23 protein-coding genes are annotated in these 25658 nt (G+C 54.4%); 19 read left to right on the forward strand and 4 right to left on the reverse strand.

Translation table 11 applies throughout. From position 1 onward, the window contains the following. Positions 1 to 240 precede the first annotated feature (240 nt). Positions 241 to 1869 (reverse strand): GDSL-type esterase/lipase family protein, encoded by a 1629-nt coding sequence (locus tag ACI3UA_RS01625; RefSeq protein WP_439723093.1) that lies wholly within the window; start codon positions 1867 to 1869, stop codon positions 241 to 243. Positions 1870 to 2080: 211 nt separating this feature from the next. Here ACI3UA_RS01625 and murB point away from each other — a divergent pair, with 211 nt between their 5' ends. From murB to ilvB, 8 genes are all read left to right on the forward strand, one after another. Continuing rightward, on the forward strand, positions 2081 to 2998 hold the full coding sequence (murB, locus tag ACI3UA_RS01630) for a UDP-N-acetylmuramate dehydrogenase (protein ID WP_439723094.1): 918 nt from the start codon (positions 2081 to 2083) through the stop codon (positions 2996 to 2998). Between the two features lie 14 nt (positions 2999 to 3012). Beyond that, on the forward strand, positions 3013 to 3513 hold the full coding sequence (locus tag ACI3UA_RS01635; protein ID WP_439723095.1) for a CYTH domain-containing protein: 501 nt from the start codon (positions 3013 to 3015) through the stop codon (positions 3511 to 3513). Positions 3514 to 3700: 187 nt separating this feature from the next. Further along, positions 3701 to 4231, forward strand: a complete 531-nt coding sequence (gene ilvN / locus ACI3UA_RS01640) for an acetolactate synthase small subunit (RefSeq protein ID WP_439723096.1) — start codon at positions 3701 to 3703, stop codon at positions 4229 to 4231. Beyond that, positions 4212 to 5225 carry a ketol-acid reductoisomerase gene (gene ilvC, locus ACI3UA_RS01645; protein ID WP_439723097.1) on the forward strand — a complete coding sequence of 338 codons (1014 nt, stop codon included), beginning with the start codon at positions 4212 to 4214 and terminating at the stop codon, positions 5223 to 5225. The genes ilvN and ilvC overlap by 20 nt, the downstream gene beginning before the upstream one ends. 136 nt (positions 5226 to 5361) lie before the next feature. Then, positions 5362 to 6621: a 3-isopropylmalate dehydratase large subunit gene (gene leuC / locus ACI3UA_RS01650; protein WP_439723098.1), complete on the forward strand. Its 1260-nt coding sequence runs from the start codon at positions 5362 to 5364 to the stop codon at positions 6619 to 6621. Position 6622: 1 nt separating this feature from the next. After that, positions 6623 to 7123 (forward strand): 3-isopropylmalate dehydratase small subunit, encoded by a 501-nt coding sequence (locus ACI3UA_RS01655; RefSeq protein ID WP_439723099.1) that lies wholly within the window; start codon positions 6623 to 6625, stop codon positions 7121 to 7123. A 123-nt stretch (positions 7124 to 7246) separates the two neighbouring features. Beyond that, positions 7247 to 8314, forward strand: a complete 1068-nt coding sequence (gene leuB, locus ACI3UA_RS01660; protein ID WP_439723100.1) for a 3-isopropylmalate dehydrogenase — start codon at positions 7247 to 7249, stop codon at positions 8312 to 8314. Positions 8315 to 8423: 109 nt separating this feature from the next. Continuing rightward, positions 8424 to 10094 carry a biosynthetic-type acetolactate synthase large subunit gene (gene ilvB / locus ACI3UA_RS01665; RefSeq protein ID WP_439723101.1) on the forward strand — a complete coding sequence of 557 codons (1671 nt, stop codon included), beginning with the start codon at positions 8424 to 8426 and terminating at the stop codon, positions 10092 to 10094. Positions 10095 to 10222: 128 nt separating this feature from the next. Here ilvB and ACI3UA_RS01670 read toward each other — a convergent pair whose 3' ends face one another. Next, on the reverse strand, positions 10223 to 10642 hold the full coding sequence (locus ACI3UA_RS01670; protein ID WP_439723102.1) for a C-GCAxxG-C-C family protein: 420 nt from the start codon (positions 10640 to 10642) through the stop codon (positions 10223 to 10225). 282 nt (positions 10643 to 10924) lie between these two features. Between ACI3UA_RS01670 and ACI3UA_RS01675 the strand changes: the two genes are divergently transcribed. From ACI3UA_RS01675 to ACI3UA_RS01690, 4 genes are all read left to right on the forward strand, one after another. Further along, the gene (locus tag ACI3UA_RS01675; protein WP_439723103.1) at positions 10925 to 11611 is read left to right on the forward strand and encodes an MgtC/SapB family protein; all 687 of its coding nucleotides are present in this window, start codon (positions 10925 to 10927) and stop codon (positions 11609 to 11611) included. A 73-nt stretch (positions 11612 to 11684) separates the two neighbouring features. Next, positions 11685 to 12857 (forward strand): MFS transporter, encoded by a 1173-nt coding sequence (locus ACI3UA_RS01680; protein ID WP_439723104.1) that lies wholly within the window; start codon positions 11685 to 11687, stop codon positions 12855 to 12857. A 43-nt stretch (positions 12858 to 12900) separates the two neighbouring features. Then, a complete protein-coding gene (locus ACI3UA_RS01685; RefSeq protein ID WP_439723105.1) occupies positions 12901 to 13905 on the forward strand; it encodes a nucleoid-associated protein in 1005 nt (334 codons plus the stop codon). A 26-nt stretch (positions 13906 to 13931) separates the two neighbouring features. Continuing rightward, the gene (locus ACI3UA_RS01690) at positions 13932 to 15173 is read left to right on the forward strand and encodes an aminotransferase class I/II-fold pyridoxal phosphate-dependent enzyme (protein ID WP_439723106.1); all 1242 of its coding nucleotides are present in this window, start codon (positions 13932 to 13934) and stop codon (positions 15171 to 15173) included. 127 nt (positions 15174 to 15300) lie between these two features. Here the strand turns inward: ACI3UA_RS01690 and lexA are convergent, their stop codons facing one another. Further along, on the reverse strand, positions 15301 to 15915 hold the full coding sequence (lexA, locus tag ACI3UA_RS01695; RefSeq protein ID WP_439723107.1) for a transcriptional repressor LexA: 615 nt from the start codon (positions 15913 to 15915) through the stop codon (positions 15301 to 15303). 242 nt (positions 15916 to 16157) lie between these two features. On the opposite strand from lexA, the gene larE reads away from it, so the two are divergent. The 7 genes from larE to ACI3UA_RS01730 all read left to right on the forward strand — a co-directional run bounded on the left by larE (position 16158) and on the right by ACI3UA_RS01730 (position 25070). After that, positions 16158 to 16904, forward strand: coding sequence for an ATP-dependent sacrificial sulfur transferase LarE (gene larE, locus ACI3UA_RS01700; protein WP_439723108.1), 747 nt, complete (start codon positions 16158 to 16160; stop codon positions 16902 to 16904). Position 16905: 1 nt separating this feature from the next. Then, positions 16906 to 17670, forward strand: coding sequence for a nickel pincer cofactor biosynthesis protein LarB (gene larB / locus ACI3UA_RS01705; protein WP_439723109.1), 765 nt, complete (start codon positions 16906 to 16908; stop codon positions 17668 to 17670). A 27-nt stretch (positions 17671 to 17697) separates the two neighbouring features. Then, on the forward strand, positions 17698 to 19170 hold the full coding sequence (locus ACI3UA_RS01710) for a LarC family nickel insertion protein (RefSeq protein ID WP_439723110.1): 1473 nt from the start codon (positions 17698 to 17700) through the stop codon (positions 19168 to 19170). A 56-nt stretch (positions 19171 to 19226) separates the two neighbouring features. Next, the gene (locus tag ACI3UA_RS01715) at positions 19227 to 20996 is read left to right on the forward strand and encodes a sensor domain-containing diguanylate cyclase (RefSeq protein WP_439723111.1); all 1770 of its coding nucleotides are present in this window, start codon (positions 19227 to 19229) and stop codon (positions 20994 to 20996) included. Between the two features lie 65 nt (positions 20997 to 21061). Next, positions 21062 to 23011 carry a peptidase U32 family protein gene (locus ACI3UA_RS01720; protein ID WP_439723112.1) on the forward strand — a complete coding sequence of 650 codons (1950 nt, stop codon included), beginning with the start codon at positions 21062 to 21064 and terminating at the stop codon, positions 23009 to 23011. Between the two features lie 40 nt (positions 23012 to 23051). Next, on the forward strand, positions 23052 to 24350 hold the full coding sequence (locus ACI3UA_RS01725; protein WP_439723113.1) for an aspartate aminotransferase family protein: 1299 nt from the start codon (positions 23052 to 23054) through the stop codon (positions 24348 to 24350). 21 nt (positions 24351 to 24371) lie between these two features. Continuing rightward, on the forward strand, positions 24372 to 25070 hold the full coding sequence (locus ACI3UA_RS01730) for a DUF554 domain-containing protein (protein ID WP_439723114.1): 699 nt from the start codon (positions 24372 to 24374) through the stop codon (positions 25068 to 25070). A gap of 105 nt (positions 25071 to 25175) precedes the next feature. On the opposite strand, the gene ACI3UA_RS01735 is transcribed toward ACI3UA_RS01730, so the two are convergent. Further along, complete coding sequence (locus tag ACI3UA_RS01735) at positions 25176 to 25367, reverse strand: hypothetical protein (RefSeq protein ID WP_439723115.1); 192 nt, start codon at positions 25365 to 25367, stop codon at positions 25176 to 25178. Positions 25368 to 25658 lie beyond the last annotated feature (291 nt).

Here is a 25658-nt window from a genome sequence, read left to right on the forward strand (position 1 = left end):
ATATGGCAAAGAATGCAGTCCTGGACTTCTCTATGGAAAAGACCTTTATGGATTACAGGGGCTGGACGGCCACCGGCAAGGTCAACTTCTATTTCTGATAAGCGTATCAGGCCCTCCGGGGAAGCATCCGGATTCTCCGGCTGATAGCGTAATTTTATATTGCATTTTCTATTGCAAAGGCCCGGCTTCTCACGAAACCGGGCCTTTTAGAGTGCAGTCATATATGGAACAACAGAATGCCTAATGTACAAATAAATCCTTGTGCATGTTGATGATTTCACCTATTAGCATCTTGCCCCGGATGTCCGTATGCAGGCCGTCATTGGCCCACTCCGGCGCCAGGATGGTTTTGCTGGTGTCATAAAAATATGGCTCCAGGTCAATGTAATACGGCTGTTTCCGAATAAAGGCGTTTATTGCCTTCATCTTGCTGAGCCAGTTGACATCCGTAGGCGTCTGGAAGGCCAGCATGATATTGTCAGGATTGATGGGCGGCAGGGTCAGGAAGATGGGGCGTATGTCGTTCCTGCGGCATTTCTCGGCAATCCGTGCCAGGTCGGCAATCACCACATCGGCAGAAATCCCGCTTGAGCGCAGGCTGTTTGAGCCGGTCATAATCAGGAGATTGCGGGGCATGATTGGCAGTACGTCGCTGTCAAAGCGCGCCAGCGTGGTGGAAGAGGTATCGCCACTGCGTCCCAGGTTGATGCAGGGCAAATCGATATACGTGGTGTAGCTGTATTCCAGATTGGCCGGCGAAAAGGAAACCGCTCCGCCGCCGTGGGTAATGCTGTCCCCCAGAGCGGCCAGCACGGGCCGGGTGATATGCGGCTCCACCACAAAGCTGTCCGTATCCGAGTACCTGCCGATGGTATTGCCGGAGGCATCGACGGCGCGCACCCGCCAGTAATATTTTCGGGCGTAGCACCGCGGGTTTTCATCGTAGCAGCTGAAAGAGCTGTCGACGACCTTTGACCATATCCTGCGGTCAGCGGGGGCGGTATTGTTTTCTACGGCAGGCGGAGCGGACAAAAGCTCCACCTCATACCGGTCAGCGTCCAGCATGGGAATCCACGTAAACACGGGATACACGGGCTGGGTGAAGTTGGGCATTCTGTCAAAGCTGTTCAGCAGGGGCTTGTCCGGCACAGGTGCTGCTGCATCAATATAAATGGGTTCAGCCGTGGAAAAAACGCCGATAGGCTCCTTGCGCAGATTCATGGCCCTGACACGCCAGTAGAGCCTGGGCAGCTCCTGGTAGGGGGTCAGATCAATCTGCAGGCCGTTGGTAAAGACCTGCCGGGTGGCATAAAGGTGGTTGACCGTGGAAAGCTGGGTGGTGTTTTCCTCGTCAGGCGGGCCGGAGAGCAGCTCAAGCTCGTACAGCACTCCGTCAGGTATGCTGTGCCAGACGAGATAGGGCTTCAGGCTGGCCGGATTGCCTGATGTGTACCTGAAAATGGGTACCGGGCGTATGGGCTCCTGATAGTTGGCATTGGGAATGAGGCTTTCCTGCCCTGATACCCTGCCAAAAATGCCGTAGGCAGTGATTTTGTAGTAGGCGGGAATGGCCGTGGGCGGCACAACGTAGGAATCCTGCACGGTGAACTCCGAGGACACCTTGATGAACTCCGGCTCACCCTCCACCAGCCCGGTGGTCTTGTAGTAGGTTTCCACCTGATAGAGACACGGGTAAGGGTAGCGCTGCCAGGACATGACCGTATTGCCGTCCACCTGGGCAAAGCTGGCCGTAATCCTGTAATTTTTCAGTCCCAGCAAATCCGTCTTTTCCGTCAGGAAAATGCAGAAAATCGTGAAACAGCAGATAATCGTCAAAAATGAAAGAAAGTAGGCAATTAATTTTCGCATATAAAAATGCTCCTCGGTTATTACTATAAATATCAGGTCTATTATACATTAAAAAAAACAATAGAACAACAAAGAGGCTTTTCAAACTGCCAATTTATTAGTATAATATTCGGGATAGAGTGAATTCAGGCTATGAGCGTGATTTTGATTTGCATTTCGGAGCGGTACAGCCGTGGAAAATCATAAAATACACAGATAAGGAAATGATGGCATGTCATTAAATCAGGATTTTATCGCCGCAGCAAAGGAGCTGCTGGGCGAGGAGCAATTTTATGTGAATGAGCCGATGAGCAGGCACACCACCTTCAATATCGGCGGGCCGGCAGACTATCTGCTGTTTCCCTCCAACATGGAGCAGGTGGCCGGGATATTTGTGCTGCTGCGGGAATACGATATTCCGCATACCGTATTGGGAAACGGCTCCAATGTCCTTGTGCTGGACAAGGGCATCAGGGGTGCCGTCATAAAGTTCCACTCGCCTATGAGCTACAAGCGTTGCGAGGGGAGCAGAATCGTGGCCGGGGCAGGCGCATATTTGAAGCATGTTTCCCAGTTTGCGGCAGAGAATGGCCTGACCGGGCTGGAATTTGCCTGCGGCATACCGGGGAGCCTCGGCGGCGCGGTATTTATGAATGCAGGGGCCTATGACGGCGAAATGAAGAATATTGTCTGCCAGGTGAAGACCGTGGCGCACAATGGCAACATTATTACCTATGAGCGGGATGAGCTGGATTTTGGCTACCGCCACAGCGTTTTTCAGCACAACGGGCAGGCAATCTGCGAGATTTCCATGGAGCTGCAGGCCGGCAACAGGGATGATATTCAGGCCAAAATGGATGATTTCACAAAACGCCGTGAAAGCAAGCAGCCTCTGGAGCTGCCGAGCGCCGGCAGTACCTTCAAAAGGCCGCAGGGGTATTTTGCCGGTACGCTGATTGACGAGACGGGGCTGAAGGGACTGCAGGTGGGCGGCGCCCAGATTTCCACGAAGCATGCCGGCTTTGTGGTCAATTCAGGCAACGCCACGGCGGCGGATGTTCTCAGGCTGATTCAGGAAGTACAGGACAGGGTGTACGCCAAGAGCGGCGTCAGGCTGTTTCCGGAGGTACGCATCATAGGTGAGCAGTAGGCGGAGGGCATGGCATGGCAAAGGAGATTGAGCGCAAGTTTTTGGTCAACCGTGCTGTGTGGAGGCCTTCCGGCAAGGGGGTCTTCATCCGTCAGGGGTATCTGTCACTGGACCCGGAGCGCACGGTCAGGGTGCGCCTGAAAGGTGACAGGGGCTTTCTGACCGTCAAGGGAAAAACTCACGGCATTGTCCGCACGGAGCTGGAGTATGAGATTCCGGCGGCGGAGGCGGGGCAGCTTTTAGACGAATTGTGCCTGCGGCCGCTGGTGGAAAAAACGCGCTATGTGGAGTTCTATGAGGGCCAGCAGTGGGAGATTGACATTTTTGCCGGTGACAATGAGGGGCTGGCCGTAGCCGAGGCGGAGCTTGCCGATGAGCTGGACGGGCTGGCACTGCCTGAGTGGGCCGGCAGGGAGGTTTCGGATGATGTCAGGTACTACAATTCCAGCCTGATACATAACCCCTATAAAAATTGGGCTTCGTGCCAGATGATGATAGACAAAGATATGCGGTGAAAATACAATTTCGCCAAATAAGGCATAATGTACAGAAAAAATAATACAAGTATCCATTCAAGGGATAATCGTTGTAATATTTTTCATTAGATGTTGACAAATTAGTGTTAATGAGTGATAATATACAAAGCTCAATGAAAACTTGTTATGGGTACCTTGAGCAGATGGTATAGGAGGGATTTTCTTAATGAAGCATGTATTATCTGTTCTGGTAAAAAATCAGACCGGCGTACTGGTGAGAGTTGCCAGTATGTTTTCCCGCAGGGAGTTCAACATTGACAGCCTGGCTGTGGGTGTGACGGAAAGCCCTGAGTTTTCCCGTATTACCGTGGTGGTATACGGTGATGAGTATCTGGTTGACCAGATGATGAAACAGCTGGAAAAGCTTCCCGATGTGGAGGCAGTGCAGCGGCTGGCGGCCGGGGATGCTGTGTATCGCGGCATGACCATGATAAAGGTCAAGGCTGATGATACCAACAGGCTTGATGTGTTAAAAATGGCGGAGCTTTTCAGGGCCCGCGTCATTGATGTGCAGCCTACGACGCTGATTTTCGAGGTTACCGGCGATGATGACAAGGTGACGGCGTTTACGCGCCTCCTGAAGCCGTATGGTATCCTTGAGATTATCAGGACGGGCCTTATCGGCCTGGAGCGGGGCGAGCATACAATACAAGAACATTGTGAGGAGAGAGAGTATTATGGCAAAAATCTTTTATGACCAGGATGTAAATTGGGAAGTTATCAAGGACAAGACCGTTGCTATTATCGGTTATGGCTCCCAGGGTCATGCACACGCGCTGAACCTGCAGGAGAGCGGCCTGAACGTAGTAGTAGGTCTGTATAACGGTTCCAAGTCCAAGGCTGTTGCTGAGAGCAAAGGTCTGAAGGTTCTGCCAGTTGGCGAGGCAACTGCAGCTGCAGATATTATCATGATTCTGATTCCTGATGAGAAGCAGGCTGAAGTATATAAGAATGAGATTGAGCCAAACCTGACCGCTGGCAAGGCTTTGGCATTTGCTCATGGTTTCAACATTCATTTCCAGCAGATTATTCCACCTGCTGATGTAGACGTATTCATGGTTGCTCCGAAGGGACCTGGCCATCTGGTACGCCGTACCTTTACCCAGGGCGGCGGCGTTCCTGACGTATTCGCAGTATATCAGGATGCTACCGGCCGTGCTTTTGAGCTGGCTCTGGCCTATGCCCGCGGCATCGGCGGCACCCGCTCCGGCTGCATCCAGACTACCTTCCGTGAGGAGACTGAGACTGACCTGTTCGGTGAGCAGGCTGTTCTCTGCGGCGGCGTATGCTCCCTGATCAAGAACGGCTTCGAGACTCTGGTAGCTGCCGGTTATCAGCCGGAGATTGCATACTTCGAGTGCTTCCATGAGATGAAGCTCATCGTTGACCTGATGTATGAGGGCGGCATGGCCAAGATGCGCAAGTCCATCTCCAACACTGCCGAGTATGGTGACTATGTATCCGGCCCTCGCGTGGTAGCTGAGCCTAGCCGCAAGGCAATGGAGCAGGTGCTGAAGGAGATTCAGGATGGTACCTTTGCCAACAAGTTCCTCACCGACAACAAGGTTGGCTGGCCGAACTTCTACGCTATGCGCAAGCTGAATGCAGAGCATCAGATTGAGGAAGTAGGCGGCAAGCTCCGCGGCATGATGAGCTGGCTGAAGGACGGCGCTGATTTGTCCAAGGACTAATGACAGCTGTACCGCGGCCCGTGCCTGCGGCAGAAGCAGTTAAATAGTTGATGTAGATAGGCTTATGCCGTATTTGGCATAAGCCTATTTGTAGCATTAGTATCATTGTGTTGAGTAGCATGGAGAGGTGTATGTTATGGGTATGAATATGACTGAAAAAATCCTGGCGAAGCATGCAGGCCTGGATTCTGTCAGTGCAGGGCAGTTGATTTTCTGCAAGCTGGACATGGTTCTGGCAAATGATGTAACTGCTCCGCCTGCTATCAAGGAATTTGAAAAAATCGGCAGGCCGGTATTTGACAATACAAAAATCGCGCTGGTGCCTGATCATTTTACGCCTAACAAGGATATCAAGGCGGCCGGCCTTGCCAAGACTGTTCGTGAGTTTGCCAGAAAGCATCAGATAAAGAACTATTTTGAGATCGGCCGCGTGGGCATCGAGCATGTCATCCTGCCGGAAAAGGGCATTGTGGGGCCGGGCATGCTGACTATCGGTGCTGATTCCCATACGTGTACCTATGGTGCGGTGAATGGCTTTTCCACCGGCGTCGGCTCCACCGACCTGGGCGTGGCCATGGCTACCGGCGAGGCGTGGTTCAAGGTGCCGAAGGCCATCAAGGTTGTCCTGACCGGCAAGAAGCCGGAGTATATCTGCGGCAAGGACGTTATCCTGACCCTGATTGGCATGATTGGCGTGGACGGCGCGCTGTACAAGGCCATCGAGTTTGCCGGTGAGGGCGTGGCGGAGCTTACCATGACCGACCGTCTGACCATCAGCAACATGGCGATTGAGGCCGGCGGCAAGAACGGCATCTTCCCGTTTGATGAGATTACAAGGGAGTATGTGGAGGGCCGTGTCCAGCAGCCGTATGAGCCGGTAGCGGCTGACGAGGATGCTGAGTATGAGCAGGTGGTGGAGATTGATTTGTCCAAGCTGACGCCTGTGGTGGCTTTCCCGCATCTGCCGGGCAATACCCATCCTGTTTCCGAGATTGGGGAGATTAAGATTGATCAGGTAGTAATCGGCTCCTGCACCAACGGACGCTTTGAGGATCTGCAGCAGGCGGCGGAGATTCTCAAGGGCCATACCGTGCATCCTGATGTGCGCTGTATCATCATTCCAGGCTCCCAGCAGGTTTATCTCGATGCCATGAAGGCAGGCTATGTGGAAACCTTCATCAATGCCGGTGCCGCTGTCAGCACTCCTACCTGCGGCCCGTGCCTGGGCGCCCACATGGGCATCATGGCGGCAGGGGAGAAGGCCGTTTCCACCACCAACAGAAATTTCCGCGGCCGCATGGGCCATGTTGATTCCGAGGTTTATCTGGCAGGCCCTTATGTGGCGGCAGCCAGCGCAATTCTCGGCCGTATTGCAGTTCCAGAGGAGGTAAAGTAAGATGAGCTTAGAAGGAAAGGTTTGGCGCTACGGCGACAATATTGATACGGATGTGATTATTCCTGCACGCTATCTGAACTCCTTTGACCCGAAGGATTTGGCGGCTCACTGCATGGAGGACAGCGACGAGCATCAGGATGCTCCCTTTGCCAGCAATGTGGTGGAGGGCGATATCATGGTAGGCGGCAAGAATTTCGGCTGTGGCTCCTCCCGTGAGCATGCCCCGATTGCCATCAAGGCCGCCGGTGTGCCTGTGGTGATTGCGGCGGATTTTGCCCGTATTTTCTACAGGAACGGCATCAATATCGGACTGCCGCTATTGGAAATCGGTGCTGATGTGGAGAAAATCAGCCACGGTGACAAGCTCCGGGTGGATACTGCCACCGGCGTTATCGAAAACCTCACCACCGGCGATGTATTCCACGCCCAGCCACTGCCGGGCTTCGTGCAGGATATCGCCAGGGCCGGCGGCCTGATTAACTACATCAGGACAAAGGGCTGAAATAAATAAAACCACTGTACAAAATCACTATATAAATTCACTGTATAAATACGCGGCAACAGGGCAGCGCGAACACGGCGCATGGGTGCAACAGCTTTTTGCGCTGATTTGAGGAGATTGAATATGGCAAAGAAAATCGTAGTAATTCCGGGTGACGGCATCGGCAGGGAGATTACAGACTCCGCTGTGGAGGTGCTGAAAAAGACGGCGGAGAAGTATTCACTGGAGCTGGAATATGAGTACAAGGATGCAGGCGGCACGGCCTATGACAAGTTTGGCACGCCACTGCCTGATGATACGCTGGAGGCATGCAAGGCCGCTGACGGCGTGCTGTTTGGCGCCGTAGGCGGCGACAAGTGGGACAATGTAGAGCCGTCTCTGCGGCCTGAGAAGGCGATTCTGGGCCTGAGAAAGGGACTGGGGCTGTATGCCAATCTGCGCCCGGTAAAGGTGGCGGACTCCCTGACGGAGTATTCCCCGTTGAAGCAGGAGCTGGTCAAGGGGGTTGATCTGGTCATTGTCCGTGAGCTGGTGGGCGGCATCTATTTTGGCGACAAGTGCGAGTCGGAGGACTTCAACGGCACTGAGCGCGCCTGGGATCTGGAGAATTATTCCGTGCCGGAAGTGGAGCGCATCGCCAGGCTGGCCTTTGAGACGGCCCGCCTGCGCCGTGGCAAGGTGACTTCCGTGGACAAGGCAAATGTGCTGGCTACTTCCCGCCTGTGGAGGCGCACGGTGGCAGAGGTGGCTAAGGATTATGCCGATGTGGAGCTGAATAACCTCTACGTGGACAACACTGCCATGCAGCTGGCTGTCCGTCCGACCCAGTTTGATGTGATCGTGACCGGCAATCTCTTCGGTGATATTTTGAGCGATGAGGCGGCTGTTATCGGCGGCTCCATCGGCATGATGCCGTCCGCCTCCATCGGTGAGTGCACCAGCCTCTACGAGCCTATTCACGGTTCCGCGCCGGATATTGCAGGCAAGGGCATTGCCAATCCGATTGGCACTATCCTGTCGGCGGCCATGCTGCTGAGGTATTCCCTGCAGGAAGAGGAAGCCGCAAAGGCTATCGAGGCCGCTGTGGATGCGGCCCTGGCTGATGGCTGGCGCACCGCTGATTTGTGGCATGAGGGCTTCAAAAAGGCAAATACCGAGGATATGACCAAGGCTGTGCTGGCGCATATCTGATGGATAGGATAACTTGAGGCCTGCCCGTGCATGCACGGCATATCTAGTGGGGCGGCCTTATAGTTTTTGACGTTATCTTTACAGAAGTTTTGATGAGGGGGGCCTGCGCATGAACGGCGCTCAGGTAATAGTAAAAATTCTGCAGGAGCAGGGGGTTGATACGCTGTTTGGTTATCCCGGCGGCATGATTCTCCCTCTGTATGATGCGTTGTACGATGCGAAAGACATCAACCAGATTCTCACTACTCACGAACAGAACGCGGCCCATGCCGCCGATGGCTATGCCCGTGCCACGGGCAAGGTGGGAGTGTGCATTGCCACCTCCGGCCCGGGCGCTACCAATCTGGTAACGGGGCTGGGAACGGCTTTTATGGACTCGATTCCTGTAGTTGCCTTTACGGGGCAGGTGGATACCGGCCTTCTGGGGCGGGATTCCTTTCAGGAAATTGACATAATGGATGTGACCATGCCTGTCACCAAGCACAATTACAAGGTCAAGGAGCCAAAGGCGCTGGCCGCCACCGTGCGGGAGGCCTTCCGGCTGGCCAGGCACGGCCGTCCGGGGCCTGTGCTGGTGGACATTCCGCGGGATATTTTGCTGAATCCGGCTCCTTTTTATGAGGATGATACACCGGTCAGGGCGGCCGGTGTGCCGGACGCTGACTTCAAGATATGCGTGGCGGAGGCGGCGGAGGTAATCTGTCAGGCGAAACAGCCGGTGATTATCTCCGGCGGCGGCGTTATCAATGCAGGCGCTTCAAGGGAGGTAGTTGCCTTTGCGGAGCACTACAACCTGCCTATCGTGTTTACCCTGATGGGGATTGGCGGCGTGCCTAGCGAGCATCCGAATGTGCTGGGCTTTGCCGGCATGCACGGCACCAAGGCGGCCAATAATGCGGTGGCCAATGCAGACCTTGTGATTTCCCTGGGGAGCCGCTTTGCAGACCGCCAGACGGGCAACCTTGACAAATATACCGTCGGGACGAAGTTTATCCATGTGGATATAGACCCGGCGGAGATTGACAAGAATATCGCCAGCTCCATCGGACTGGCGGGCAATATGCAGACCATCCTCTCCATGCTCATGCAGCGCGAGCCTGCGTCAAGGCTGGAGGAATGGTGGAAGAAAATCCGCGGCTGGCGCTGTGAGTACGCCTACGATTATCACGTATCAAGGCTGACTGTGCCGTGGGCGATGAACTGCGTGGCCAAATCCGTCAGCGGCAAAAAATTTGCTTTTGCAACGGATGTGGGACAGCATCAGATGTGGTGTGCCCTGCATCTAAAGGTGCAGGAGCCGCGCACGTGGTTTACCTCCGGCGGCCTCGGCACCATGGGCTTCGGCCTGCCGGCGGCCATGGGGGCGCAGGTGGCCTACGAAAACAGCGGCAGTGAAAGGCGCGTGGTGCATGTGGCCGGTGATGGCGGCATCAAAATGACCGGCAATGAGTATTACACCATCGCCCGGCTGAACCTGCCGATTATCTCCATTATCGTGAACAACAGCAGTCTGGGCATGATTCGCCAGCTTCAAAAGGTCAACTACAAGGAAAGGTACATCGCCTGTGAGCTTGATTATCCGATGGACTATGCCGCTTATGCCAGGAGCTTCGGCATTGAGGCAGAAAATGTCGATTCCACGGAGGGCTTTGAGGAAGCCTTCAAGCGCGCCATGTCCGAGCGCAGGCCGTATGTCATCGTCATGAACATTCACAGGAGCTTTGTGGAGCCGATGATAAAGGGCGGCGCCAGGATTAACGAGTTTGTGGATTTTAAGTGATGGGTTTTGCATGAACTGAAAAGGACAGCTGCGGAATGACTGATATAAGACGCTTCCGTGGCTGTCCTTTTGCGGTTTGAATCTATGTGCAGTTTTGGGCGGTGCATGTGATGCACAGGTGCCGATGGTTATTTACTGAGCTTTGCTTCGTAAAGCTCCTCAAAAAGCTGGCAGGCATCCATGATGCAGTCCGGGCAGGAGCGGAGCACCTTGCCTGTGCCACTGCCCTTTAGCTCGTGGCAGAGCACGGAGCCGTTCTGCGCCTTGAATTTTTCCATGATTTCCCGGCCCAGGGCGTAGGTTTTGGCTTTGGTGGATGGCTGTTCCAGATTGCCACAGCTGTTCAGCAGGCCGACCAGGGCGAGAGCGCCGCTGATGGCGCCGCAGGTTCCCTGCATATTGCCGCCGCCCAGCCCGAAGGCTTCGGTGATTTTAAAAAGCTGTTCCGGCGGCATATCCACCAGATCGGCGTAGGCGAGGGCTACTGACTGGGCGCAGTTGTAGCCGAGGTCGTGTTTTTCGATTGCGATTTTCTTTCTGCTTTCCATAATGCTTGTTACTCTCCCTGCATAAAATTTTGCGTGCTAAAAATTTCCGTCCTGCATTCTGCCTGTGCCGCCGCTTGCCGCTCCGGCAGCCTGCGGCGAGGAAAACTGCATCAGGGAAAATTATATCACACTTTGCAGGAATTTTGTATGCGGGGGATTTTGCCATAAATTTTATTCAAAAGCAGGAAAAATACCTGCGCATGTAGAATGAGTAATGAACGGGGATGAAATATATCCGCAGTGTGGCGGAAATTTTTCTTGCATCAGACGGGCGGTGAGAATATGGATTACGAATTTCTGGAAAATCTGGGAAAGCTGGCCCTGTCCTGCGTGCTGGGCGGCATGATAGGCTATGAAAGGCAGTCAAGGCGCAAGTCCGCGGGACTGCGCACCAATATACTGGTGTGCCTGGGCTCCTGCCTGATAATGATGATGTCATACGATATATACAAGCAGGTGGAGGGCATGACCAATGCGGACCCTGCCCGGCTGGGGGCGCAGGTAGTAAGCGGCATCGGTTTTCTGGGCGCCGGTGCCATCATGAAGGAGGGCCTGAGCGTCACGGGGCTTACCACGGCCGCATGCCTGTGGGTGGTGGCCTGCGTGGGGCTGGCGGTAGGCGCCGGTTTTTATATAGAGGCCATAATGACCACCGTCTTTGTCGTGATGGTGGTGGGGGTTCTCAGTCATTTTGAGCTGAAAAAATCCACCCGTGCCGGTGTGCTGCAGCTGACGATTTATTCAGACAACAATCCGGAGCAGCTGTCCGTCATTACCAGCTGCCTTGACGATATGCATATAGATATCACCAAGATAAAAATGCACGAGGAATATGCCAGGAACGAGCGGGAACAGACAATTATCCTCGTCATGGAAATGATGCTGCTGAACAGCAGGCATTACAGCACTACGTATATCGTCAACGTTTTGCAGGATTTGCCGGGCATCCACGGCATCGAGCTGCGCTGATGCTGTTCTGAGGCGCAGGTCGGAGGGCGGCCGCGGGTGGCACGGATGAAAAGGGAAAGGAAATGGTGCGTATATGTTGAAATGCAGCACGAAGGCAGGGATTTTTTTTCTTAGCATGGGACATTTTGCTGCAGATTTTTATAACAATTTTTTGCCGGTACTCCTGCCGCTGATTATGGTGAAGCTGGGCATGTCACTGACCATGTGCGGCGTGCTTGTGATGGTGCTGGCATTCATGGCCAGCACTATTCAGCCTTTTGTGGGCTATGTGGTGGACAGGCATGACTGCGGCAGCTGGCTGGTCTGGTCGGTGCCGCTGTGCGGCCTTTTTATCTGCCTGGCAGGCTATGCGCCCAATCAGCCGGTGCTGTTTCTGCTGTGCGCCCTGATGGGGCTGATGGTGGCGATTATTCACCCGCTGGGCATCGCCCTGCTGGACAAGGTGGGCAGTGCAAGGTATCTGGGGCGGTATATGTCCTTTTATATTGTCAGCGGCAATGTGGGCTTTGCCATTGTGCCGGTGGTGGTGACGGCCTTTCTGGAATATTTTTCCATTGAACTGATGCCGCTTCTGGCCATTCCCGGCATCCTGCTGGGAGCGGCGTATTATTTCAGCGGCATTTACCGGCTGCCGTCAGCAAATGCTAAAAAGTCCCGGCTGTCCGAAGAGCAGAATATCAGCTTCGGGGAAATTGTGAAAAACAGGGCCGTGGTTATGCTGAATGCGGCGCAGGCCCTCCGTTGCTGGACCCATGTGGCCGTGTCCACCTTTTTGCCGCTGGTACTGCTGTCACACGGCTATTCCAGCATGATGGCCGGCAGTATGCTGGCAATATTTCTGCTGGGCTCGGCGGCCGGGGGCATCAGCGGCGGCGAGCTGGGGGACAGGTTCGGCCACAAAAGGCTGATTGTCACCTATCTGGCGGTGTCAGCGGTGCCGATTGTCTTTTTCTTTGAGTATCCTGATGCCGGTATCTGGACGACGGCCGCCCTGTTTTTGGGCGGCGCCTGCTCCCACGGCACTCAGCCCAGCTCTATTGTCTGGACTGGGAGGCTGATGCCGAAGTACATCGGCGTGGCTTCCGGCATGATGATGGGGCTGTGCTTCGGCCTCGGCAGTGTCGGTGCGGCCATTACGGCGGCCATCGGGGACTACGTGGGACTGGAAACGGCCATGCTCCTGAGTGTCCTGCCTATGACTGTGGCGGCGGTTATCACGGCGCTGACACCTTATCCGAGGGAATAAATGCCGACGGACGTAGAAGATTGTTGATTGCTGGAGGAGTTTTATGTTGATAATCATCGAGAAGGCGATTTTGCATATATTGGATTTTGCGGGAGGCGGGCCTGTGCTGTCGGGGCAGGAGCTGGAGCTGGAGCAGAGCACGCGGGAGTTTCTGACCAGGCATGTGGAAAAAACCATCGGCAGTCAGGATGCCAAGACGGGCAAGTTTTATGAAAACAGCGAGTTCAGCGGCCATCTGGCGGAATATCTGGGGGGCGGGAGCAGTTTTACAGATTTTTCCTGTCAGGTGGCCGAGGCCATGTACCAGCCCCTGAGCCATGCGGAGGACATAGAATGTGCGGATTTGTTTGTCTGCCAGCTTCGCGTGGACGATACGCCGCAACTGGTGCTGTTCAAATGCACCAACAATCACGGCTATGTGCATCAGGTGAATGTGGCGGAGGATGGCAGTATCGCAACCGGGGTGCTGGACAGCTACGGACTTCTGCCCAACCTCAGCCAGCGGATGGAGGAATTTGCCTATATCAACCTCGACACAAAGGAGGTGCTGATAAAGGCGAAGCGCTACTCCATTGACGGCAACAAGGTGTTTGTCCTGCCGGAGCTTTTGCTGGAATGCGTTCAGGCCCCTTCCCCCAACGAAACCATTAAGGAAATAAATAAGGCGGTGAAGAAGGTCACGGAGGCGTACTGTCAGGATCAGGTGGAGGCCGCCGCGGCCGTCAAGAGCTACATAGCGGAAAACCTGCCCCCTGACGGGCATCTGGACCCGCAGGAGGTCGGCAGGGCGGTGTTCAAGGACAATCCCTCCATGCAGGAGGATTACAGGCAGGAGATGGAAAACGGCGGTTTCAGTGAGCCGGTGGTAGTCAATCAGGAGGCGACCCTAAAAAAGATGCGCAAGCACAGGCTCAGCACCGATACGGGCATCGAGCTGGTGATACCTACCGAGTTTTTCGAGAATACGGAGTTTGTGGAGTTTTACAAGGATGATGACGGGTTCATGTCCATCACCCTGAAAAACATCCAGAATATAACCAATAAATAATTTATTTTAAGGAGCTAGGTTTTTAAATGTCATTTTCAGAAAAGTTACTAAAGGTCAAGGCGGAGGCCATGCAGGAGGCGGCCCCTATGTTCAGGCATATTGATGAGATTGCCGAGGCAAATACGTTGAAGGTGCTGGATGCCATGCGCGAGTGCCAGGTATCCGAGGCGCATTTCAACACCACTTCCGGCTATGCCTATGACGACATCGGCAGAAGCAAGATAGAGGAATTGTATGCAAAGGTATTCGGGGCGGAGCGGGCGCTGGTGCGCACAAATTTTGTTTCCGGCACCCACGCCCTTGCCACTGTGCTTTTTGGCATTTTGCGACCGGGGGACAAGCTGGTTTCCCTTACGGATGCTCCTTATGATACCATGCAGACCGTCATCGGCTATGCCAATCCCAGCAAGGGCTCATTGAAGGAGTTCGGGGTGCTGTACGATGAACTGCCGATGCCGGGAGGCAGGGTGGATATGGCGGGGATTGCCGGGAAAATCACACCTGATACGAAGCTGGTGCTGATACAGCGCTCCCGCGGCTATTCCATGCGCAACCCGCTGACGCTGGATGAGATTGGGGCAATCTGCGCCGAGGTGAAAAGGGTAAAGCCTGACTGTATCTGCTTCGTGGACAACTGCTATGGTGAGTTCGTGGATACCCGTGAGCCGGTGCAGGTGGGGGCGGACATCATGGCCGGTTCCCTGATAAAAAATCCGGGGGGCGGCGTTGCCCTTACCGGCGGCTATATTGCCGGCCGTGCTGATTTGGTGGAGCTGGCCTCCTACCGGATGACCGCGCCCGGCATGGGTGATGAGCTGGGGGCTTCCCTCGCCAACAACCGCATGATTTTTCAGGGCTTTTTCCTTGCGCCTCATGTGGTGGCACAGGCGGTCAAGGGAGCTGTCTTTGCGGCCGCCCTCTTCGCCAGGCTGGGCTATAAGACATTGCCACTGCCAACCGACGTGCGCGGCGATATAATTCAGGCTATCCAGCTGGATGCACCGGAAAAGCTGATTGCGTTCTGCGGCGGCATCCAGAAGTATTCGCCGGTGGATTCCTTTGCGGCGCCGGAGCCGTGGGACATGCCGGGCTATGCTGACCAGATTATCATGGCGGCCGGTACCTTCGTGCAGGGAGCCTCTATTGAGCTTAGTGCCGACGGGCCGCTCAGGGCGCCGTACAATGTGTACCTGCAGGGAGGCCTGACCTTCGAGCATGCCGTTATCGGCATTATGGGGGCGGCCCAGGCCATCGAGGATTTGAAGTAATATTTTTGGCTAAATCTGCGCAATAAAAGGCTGTATCCCTGCCGGACGAATATCCGGTGGAGATACAGCCTTTTTGCCTGCGCAATTCGCTTTTTGCAATACCGCTCCTGCAACACTGCGCTCCAGCTTACATCTGGCGGTAAATGCCGATAACCTTGCCCAGAACGGCAACATCCTTCTCGTAGAACGGCTCCATGGAATCATTTTCCGGCTGGAGGCGGATGCAGTCCTCTTCCTTGAAGAAACGCTTTACGGTAGCGCCTTCGCCATCAACCATGGCTACTACGATATCGCTGTTCTCGGCGGTGTTCTGCTGGCGTACCATCAGGTAATCGCCGTCATTGATGCCCGCATTGATCATGCTTTCGCCCTTGACGCGGAGCATGAAGCACTCACTGCTGGTCCCCATGAGGTTTACAGGGAAGGCAAAGGTATCCTCGATGTTCTCCTGTGCCAGAATAGGCATGCCCGCAGTAACGGTGCCGACCAGCGGTACATTCACAGTGCGCTCCCAAGGCTTGTCCTCCAGAAGATCAATAGCTCTAGGCTTGGTAGGATCGCGGCGAATCATGCCGGCAGCTTCCAGCTGGTTCAGATAGCCGTGAACAGTGGAGCTGGATTTCAGGCCAACTTCCTTGCCGATTTCACGTACAGAAGGCGGATAGCCCTTCTTCATCAGCTGTTCCTTGATAACCTTGTAGATTTGTTCCATCCTCTTGTCTGCACAACGCTTGCGTCCCATAAACAAAACTTCCTTTCAACTCAAGTTTAATGTAAACCTATTGTACCATATAAATGTTTGATTGTAAAGCGTTCTGCAAACAAAAGTGCCTAAGATGGTGAATATTTTTCGATGCGCCGGAAAAAATAGTTTTTGTAAATAAATATGTAAGATATTTGTTTGAACAATTGCCATCAATACAGTATAATATAGAATAGTTAGTGCTATATATTTGTGTGTTATTTTGAACGGGAGATTTTAATATGGACTTGAAGGAATTTTTTACTGCATATCCGAAGGTAGCGCTGGGGTTTTCCGGAGGGGTGGATTCCTCGTATCTGCTGTATGCGGCCAGGCAATGTGGGGCGGATGTCAAGCCGTATTATGTCAAGGGGCCTTTTCAGGCGGAATTTGAGCTGCAGGACGCGATTGCTGTGGCGAAATTTGCGGGAGCGGACAATCTGTCCATACTCGATGTGAATACATTGGAGGATGAGCGGGTGACGGCCAATGACCCACTGCGCTGTTACTACTGCAAGTGCAATGTGTTCGGCGCCATCAAGGAGCAGGCCGCCAGGGACGGCTACGAGGTCATAATCGACGGCACGAATGCGTCTGATGACCTGAACGACAGAACCGGCTCTATTGCCCTGCGGGAGCTGAAGGTGCTTTCGCCCCTGCGTATGTCGGGGATTACCAAGACCGCTATCCGCCTGCTGTCCAAGGAGGCGGGGCTGATGACCTGGGATAAACCGGCTTATGCCTGCCTGGCTACCAGAATTCCGACGGGCATGCCTGTGACGAAGGAGCTTCTGGCCAAGGTCGAGATGGCGGAAAGCGAGCTGATGTCACTGGGGTACAGGGATTTCAGGGTGCGGATACTGGGCAACGCCGCCAAGCTGCAGCTGAAGCCGGAGCAGATGGCAAAGCTCATGGGAGAGAGGTATCTGGTGCTGTATGTGCTGGAACAGTATTTTGACGAGGTTTATCTTGATTTGAAGGATCGCTGACATGACTGATTTACATGAAATGCTTTTGAAGGTAAAAACCGGCGAGATTTCGCTGGAGCAGGCCGAGGGGTATCTCCGCCGCAGGCCCTTTGAGGAACTGGGCTATGCAAAGCCGGATACCCATCGCCGCATCCGGTCGGGGTTTCCGGAGGTGGTTTTTGCCCAGGGAAAGGCGGATGAGCATCTTCTGGCCATCTGCCGGAGGATATATGCTGATGAAGGAGAGGTTATGGCGACCCGCGCCTCGGAGCATCAGTATGAACTGCTCCGGTCGGTGCTGCCGGAGGCAGAATATGACAGGCTGGCGAGGATTGTCACCTGCGTAAAAAGCCCGCGGCCGCAGACGGGCTGTATAGCCGTCTGCACGGCAGGGACGGCGGACATTCCCGTGGCGGAGGAAGCCGCCAGGACGGCAGAGTATTTTGGTAATCGTGTTGAACGCATTTTTGATGTAGGGGTCAGCGGCCTGCACCGCCTGCTTTCCCGTCTGGAAACGATTCAGAAGGCCAACTGCGTGATTGCGGTGGCAGGCATGGAGGGGGCGCTGGGCAGCGTCATAGCGGGACTGGTGGACAAGCCGGTGATTGCGGTGCCGACATCTGTAGGCTACGGAGCGAATCTGCAGGGGTTGTCGGCTCTTTTGACCATGATAAATTCCTGTGCCAACGGCATAGCGACAGTGAATATAGACAACGGTTACGGCGCCGGGTATATTGCCTCACAGATTAACCGGCTGGCTCAGGCGACGATGCCGGAGCAGGCGTGATATCCGGCAAAGTGCAAGGGGGACATAATGAGCAGGATTTTATATATTGATGCGCCTTTCGGCATCAGCGGCGATATGCTGGCCGCCGCCCTTATTGATTTGGGGGCCAGCTATGAAAAGGTACGGGAGGCTTTGGACAGCCTGCCCATAAGCGGGTTTGCCACAGAGGTTTCCCGCGTGAAGAAGGCCGGGCTGGATATGTGTGATTTTCTGGTGCGGCTTGACAGTGAGCACGAAAACCACGACCACGATATGGCATATCTGCACGGCCATGAGCATGTGCATGAACATGAGCATAGCCACGAACACAGTCATAGCCATGAGCATGAACATGGGCATAGCCACGAGCACGGTCATAGCCATGAGCATGAACATAGTCACGAGCACGGCCACAGCCATGAGCATGAACATAGCCACGAGCACGGTCACAGCCATGAGCATGAACATGGGCATAGCCACGAACACGGCCATATCCATGAGCATGGGCACAGCCATGAACATCACCATCATCATGAGCATCGCGGCATGCCGGAAATCAGGGCGATTCTGTCCGGCAGTAATTTAAGTGATGCGGCCCGTGCCGTGGCGCTCAGGATTTTTGATGTGCTGGCCGAAGCCGAGGCCGAGGCTCACGGCACTACGGCTGACAAGGTGCATTTTCACGAGGTGGGGGCGGTGGACTCCATCGTGGATATTGTGACTATTGCGGTGTGCCTTGAGGATTTGCGGCTGGACGGCGTGGTGGCAGGAAGCCTGACGGATGGCACAGGCACTATCCGCTGTCAGCACGGCATCATGGCCGTGCCTGTACCGGCTGTTACCAATATCGCTATACGCAATCATCTGCGGCTGAAAATCAGCTCCGTAGAAGGGGAGCTGGTTACGCCGACAGGGGCGGCCGCCGTGGCGGCAATCCGCACGGCTGACAGCCTGCCTGCCTCCTATCGCATCATCGGCTCCGGCATGGGGGCAGGCAAGCGCGCATACAGCGTGCCGAGCTTTCTGCGCCTGCTGCTTCTTGAGGCGGAGCCGCAGGATGAGCCGGAGGGGCTGTCGGATACGGTTGTCAGCCTGGAAACCAACATAGATGACAGCAATGGCGAGGCGCTGGGGCTGGTGATGGACATGCTTATGGCGGCAGGTGCAAGGGATGTGTACTTTACGCCTATTTTCATGAAGAAGAACCGGCCTGCCTATCTGCTGGGGGTAATCTGCAGTCCTGACGCCGCCGGTGACATGGAGAGGATTATTTTTCAGCACACCAGCAGTATCGGCATACGCCGCCATGTCTGCAGCCGCCGCATCATGAAGCGGGAGAGCCGCGAGGCTGTCATTGATGGAATCAGCGTCAAAGCCAAGCTGTGCAGTTATGGCGATATAAAAAAATGTTACCCGGAATACAGCAGTATCAGGCTGCTGCAGGAGAAAAAGGGCCTTGATTACCTTGCGGCCTATGAATTGATAAGAATGTACACCATGAATGATAAAAATGTGATATAATGTATAATCAGCAGTGTTGCATAATGTGTAGGCAATGTACTTTTGAGGGATAGATAATGAAACAGATACCGTACTTATGTAATGATGAGAATGATTTTAGGGAAAAGGTAACGGCCTTCAAGGCCGATTTGGCAAAGATGCCTGAATACAGCTGTATTCTTGTTACCATGTATGTGGATTCGTATTTCAAGGGGATAGCTCCCAGGCTGATTGATGTATTGAAGGAGCTTTTACCGGATGCAAAGATTGTGGGCGGTACGGTGTCTGCCAACATAACGGCAGGTGTCATCAATCTGTTCGGTATATCGCTGACCTTTTCGGTGTTTTTCAAGTCCACAGTGGATGTCATAGCCATTCCGTGGAAGGACAAGGACAGCGCCAGGCTGGGCAAGGATTTGCTGTGGTATATCCGTCAGCTTTATCAGCCGGTGGCCGTCCAGATGATTTCATCGGGCTATAATCTTGACGTGGTGCCATTTCTCCGGGAGGTGTCCAACATCCCGGAGGATATTGCTGTTTTTGGCGGCGTGGTGGATGATGGAACGGTGTCAGGCCCCGGCTTTGTCTTTGCGGATACGGAGTTTATTGAACGAGGCATGGCAGTGGTCATCTACAAGGGCAGGAATCTCTTTGTCCACATGTGCAGCAGCAGCGGCTGGCAGCCACTGGGCAGAAAGATGAAGATTACGGCCCTGGCGGATAATCACACGACGCTAGCCGATCTGGACAACGGCACCAGCATCAGGGATGTTTACGAAAAATACCTGGGTGTGAACTGGGATGAATCCTTTCTGGACGAGGCCGTGGTTTTTCCTGTCTGCATCAACAGAAACGGCACGATTCTCAACCGCATGCCACGCGCCCTGCGCCCGGATGGTTCGGCCAACTATGGCGCCGATTTTCAGATCGGCGAGGTGATACAGCTCTGCTATGGCAATCCGACGGTGGTTATTCAGGGAACCTATGGCATCCAGTACGATATGGTCAGGTTCCAGCCGGAGGGTATTTTTGCCGTCAGCTGCTGGGCCAGAAGGGTGCTTCTGAACAAGGATGTCAATCAGGAGCTGGAGGTGTGCAGGAGCTGCGCCCCGTCTACGGGCATCTATGCCCTGGGCGAGTACGTGCGCGACCACAAGGGAAAAATTCACCTCAACAACATGTATCTGAGCATTGTGGGCATGCGTGAGGGCGGTACGGTCAACCTGCCTAATGACATGAGCTACCTGCATCAGAAGGTGGAGTTCCAGAACAAGGGCAACAGCGTCCTGAGCCACATGCTGCACTTTGTGCAGGCGGTGTCCGAGGAGCTGGAGGACTACAACAGGCAGCTCAGGCACATTGCCGACACGGACAAGCTGACAGGCCTGTACAACAGGGGTGCCCTGGACAGGATTATAGAGGAAGAAATCTACCGCTCACGGGAAAAGATGGAGCCTATGTCGATTATGGTTCTGGACGTGGACAATTTCAAGGATGTCAACGACAAATTCGGCCATCTGATAGGGGATGCCTCCCTGATGTGCGTGTCCAACATCATCAGGGAAAGCGTGCTGGAGATTGATTTTCCGGGACGCTGGGGCGGTGATGAATTCATGGTAATCATGCGGGATGCCGATAGCGAGGCGGCACTGCAGATTGGCGAGCGCATCCGCCGCAATGTGGAGGATTCCTCCATGGAAAACGGCATGCTGCGCATGTCCGTCAGCGTGGGAGTGGCCACCCTGCACGCCCTGGACGACAAGAAGAGCCTCTTCAAGCGGGCCGACGATGCCCTGTATATGGCCAAATATAAATTCAATAAAAATAACGTGCAGATTATCAGGTAGGCCGCCGATGTCCTGCACATGGGGAATACACATTCATTTAGGATTAGCAAAGGAGTATATTTGACATGATTTTGAACCGTAAATCCGTAGAGCTGCTGGCTCCTGCCGGCAACTGGGATGCACTGGTAGCGGCAGTGGAGGCTGGTGCCGACGCTGTTTATCTGGGCGGCAAGCATTTTAACATGCGCATGCACCGGAATAAGGAGACTAATTTCGATGATGAGATGCTGAAAAAGGCTATAGAGTATGCACATGCTCATGGCGTGCAGCTGTATGTTACCCTCAACAATCTCATCAGCGTGGAGGAGGTCGAGCCGCTCAAGAAGTATCTGACCTATCTGAATGAGATAAGGCCTGATGCTATTCTGGTGCAGGATTTTGCGGTTTTGGAGCTGACAAGGGAGCTGGGGGTCGATATCCCCCTGCATACCTCGGTGATGATGAACACCCACAATGAGCATGCCATCAAGAAGCTGAAGGAGTACGGCATCACCCGCATCGTGGTGGGACGTGAGATGACCCTGTCCGAGCTGTCGCTTTTCAAGGAGCGCACCGGGCTGGAGATTGAGTATTTTATGCACGGCGATATGTGCATCGCTGAAAGCGGCCAGTGCATCCATTCCGGGGTGCTGTTCGGCCAGAGCGGCAACCGCGGCCGCTGTCTGAAGCCTTGCCGCTGGCAGTACAAGCTGATTGATGAGGCGACGGGAGAGGTGCTGGACAAGGACGACCGGCATGACTACAAGCTGGCCCTGAAGGATATGTGCATGTACCGGAACATTCCGGAGCTGATTCAGGCGGGCGTGTTCTCCTTCAAGATAGAGGGACGCATGCGCCCGGCTGATTTTGTGCGCCGCATCGTAGCCACCTACAGGAAGGCGATTGATGCCTATATTGCCGACCCTATGGGCTATACCGTGGATGAAGAGGGCTGGCGGGATCTGTATGAGAACCGCGCCCGTGATTTTACGACTACCTTTGCACTGGGACAGCCGGACGAGAAGGCCATTGGCTTTGATGGAAGCCGTGAGCCGCGCTTTTTCAGCAATGCCGTGGAGGAACCGGGCTTTCAGGATGAGATTTTGAAGGCGGAGGCCCCTATTCGGGCGGAAAACCCTGCCCGCAGGACGCTGTCCGTGCAGGTTTCCGATATTGCGGCGGTAAAGGCGGCCTGCGAAAATGGCGCCGATACGGTCTATCTGGCCGGCGAGGTGTTCAGGCCGAAGAAGCCGTGGACGCTGAAAGGCATCGGCGAGGCGATTGCCATCGGCAGGGAGCATGGCACGAGGATTGTAGTCAGCACGCCGAGGACGACCATGCGCCGTGAATGCGGGGAGCTGGAGCAGTTCTTCCACGGGCTTGAGGAGCTTCAGCCTGATGGCATTATGGTCAGCAACCTTGGTTCCTTGAAGCTGGCGCAGGAGTGTACGTCACTGCCTGTACAGGCGGATTTTTCCTTTAATCTCTTTAACCACATGGCGGCGGCTTTCCTGAAAAAGAACGGCCTTGTGATGGGAACTGCCTCTCTGGAGCTGGCCTTTGAGCAGGTGCGGGGACTGGTGGAGAATTCCCCGTTGCCGATTGAGGTCATTGTGCACGGCTCCTATGAGTCCATGATTTGCGACCACAATTTTGCGGCAATGCAGCTGCCGTACAACCATCTGGACAATCCGGAGCTCATAGAGAGGCGCTATGCCCTGAAGGATAATGCCGGTGAGATTCATTCCCTGCGCATGGATCAGTTCGGGCGCAACCACATCCTGTTTGCCAAGGATTTGTGCTACTACCCGTATCTGGAAAAGTTTAACGGCGTGGCCTCTTTCAGAATTGAGGCCAAGGACTATGAGCCGGAGCTGGCGGGCAGGCTGACCGCGGCCTACAGAAAGGCGCTGGACAGGCTTTCTGCCGGTGTGCCTTATCTTGATGAGGCTGATTTTGCCGCCATGCAGCAGGAGGGGCCTCGCAGGCTGGGGGTAGGCGTGTACCGTTTCCGCCAGTCCCAGAATTCGCTGTAATATGGCAGTCTGGCAATATTGTGGATAGGAGAGTTGTTTTATGTCCTTAGATAGACCTATTGGCCCGGAGGCCATTCTGGAAAAGAAAAAGAAATATATTATGCCGTGCCTGGCGCATTTTTACAAGGAGCCGAGGCAGTTCGTCAAGGGTGAGATGCAGTATCTTTATGACAGCGAGGGCAGGAAGTATCTGGACTGCTTTGCCGGTGTTTCCGTTATCAACTGCGGCCACTGCAACCCGGAAATCAATGCGAAGGTTGTGGAGCAGGTACAGAGCCTGCAGCATGTATGCAATATCTACCTGACGGAGAATTTTGTCAATCTGGCAGAGAAGCTGGCGGAGGTGACGCCGGGCGACCTGCAGAAGACCTTCTTCTGCTCGACGGGAACGGAGGCCAATGAAGGCGCATTGCTGCTGGCTTCCATCTATACCGGCAGGGATGAGTTTATTGCGCTCAGGAACGGCCTGCACGGCAGAACCAAGCTGACCATGAGCCTGACAGGCATCCAGATGTGGCGTACTGACCCGCATCCGTGCGGCGGCATCCATTTTGCCCCGAACGCCTACTGCTACCGCTGTCCGCTGGGCAAGAAGTTCCCTGAGTGCGATTATGCCTGTGCCGATGCGGTGGAGGATTTGATTAAGACCGCTACCAGCGGCCGTCCTGCCGCCTTGATTGCAGAGGCTATTCAGGGCAATGCCGGCATTATTACGCCGCCGAAGGGGTACTTCAAGCGCGTGAAGGAGATTTTGGAGAGCCATGATGCCCTGCTGATTATTGACGAGGTGCAGACGGGCTTTGCCAGAACCGGCAAGATGTTTGCGATTGAAAACTTTGACGTGGTGCCTGATATCATGTCCATGGCAAAGGCGCTGGGCAACGGTGCGCCGATTTCCGCCTTTACAGCTTCGGCGAAGATTGCGGATACGTATACCAGGCCGGGAGCATCCACCCTGGGGGGCAATCCTGTTTCCTCCATGGCCGGTATCGGCGTGCTGGACTACATCAGGGAGCACAGCCTGATGGAAAATGCCCGTGAGCGCGGCCAGCAGCTGTACGACGGACTGACGGAGCTGCAGAAGAAGCATCCGATTATCGGTGATATCCGCGGCCTCGGCCTGATGCGCGGCGCCGAGTTTGTACATGCTGACAAGAGCCCGGCGGCAGATGAGCTGGACAGGGTGCTGGAAGCCATGAAGGACAGGGGCTTTATCATCGGCAAGAACGGCGTGGCCCGCAACGTCATGGCCTTCCAGCCGCCTCTGGTGATTACGGCGGCAGACATTGATAACGTGCTGAACAGCCTTGAGGATGTGCTGACGGAATTCGGCTACTGATGCCGTCAGGTCGAGGTTGTTATGTTTGCAGTTATCGTAAATACGCTGGCGATTGTGGCCGGTTCGCTGATTGGCCTGCTTCTGCGCAGGGGCCTGCCGGAGAAGCTGACTGCCGCGCTGATGCAGGGGCTGGGCCTCTGTACGGTGCTGATTGGCGTACAGGGGGCTGTCCGGGAAAGCAATATCCTGATAATGATAGTTTCCGTCGTGCTGGGACTGCTGATTGGTGAATCCTGTGATGCTGACGGGCGCGTGAACCGTTTTGCGGAGCGGCTGATGAGCCGTTTTGCCAAGGGGGGCGGCGAGGCTGACAGGATTGCCAATGCCTTTGTCACCTCCTGCCTGATTATGAACGTAGGCGCCATGGTGATTGTGGGGTCGCTGGATGCAGGCCTGCGGGGGGACTATACCATGCTGTACACCAAGTCATTGCTGGATTTTATTTCCGGCATCATGATGACGGCGGCCATGGGGATAGGCGTCATGGGCTCCGCCGTGTTCACGCTGGTCTTTCAGGGGGCGATTGTACTGCTGGCGGAGTTTGTTGCGCCCTTTATCTCTGACTACATCATACAGGAAATGTCCTGTACCGGGTGCCTGATTATTCTGGCCCTGGGCCTGAATATGCTGGAGCTGACAAAAATCAAGGTGATAAACTATCTGCCGGCTTTGGTGGCCGTGCCTCTGGTGGCGTATGCCGCCAGGGCTCTGGGAATGTAAAAAAATAACGGGGTCCCTGTATCCTGCTGACATTGGCGGCGGCAGGCTATGGAGGCCCCGTTTGTTTATGCTTATGTGCTTTTCCTGTGCTCTATGGTTTATCGCTTATGCTAAAAGCTGGTACAGCTTGTAGCCGATGAATATGGCAATGTATATGACGATGATTTTTTCCAGCCTGAGCAGGATGCGGTTGATGGAGCGCTGCAGCAGCCTGTACACCATAAAGCCGCCAATGGCGCCGTAATCAAGGCCATTCATCTGCTGTCCGCTCAGCAGGGTGACGATGTAATCCAGCATGGGATTTTCCTCCTTGTGAAACTATTGGTACAGATGAAGTATAACATGTGTGACGGAAAAACACAATATGTTCTATATAAAAATACGGAGTTATGTTCTGCGAAAATATCCCTGCGGGCGGGAAGTTTTTTGCAATTTGTTTAAAATTTGTTTGACAAATGCTCTGCAGGCTGATATAATCCTAAATTGTTCGGTGCTTTTAAGCAGGCACCGCCTACATCGCGGGATGGAGCAGCAGGTAGCTCGTCGGGCTCATAACCCGAAGGTCAGAGGTTCGAGTCCTCTTCCCGC

Source organism: Anaerovibrio sp. (assembly GCF_051866355.1).
Taxonomy (GTDB): Bacteria; Bacillota; Negativicutes; order Selenomonadales; family Selenomonadaceae; genus Anaerovibrio.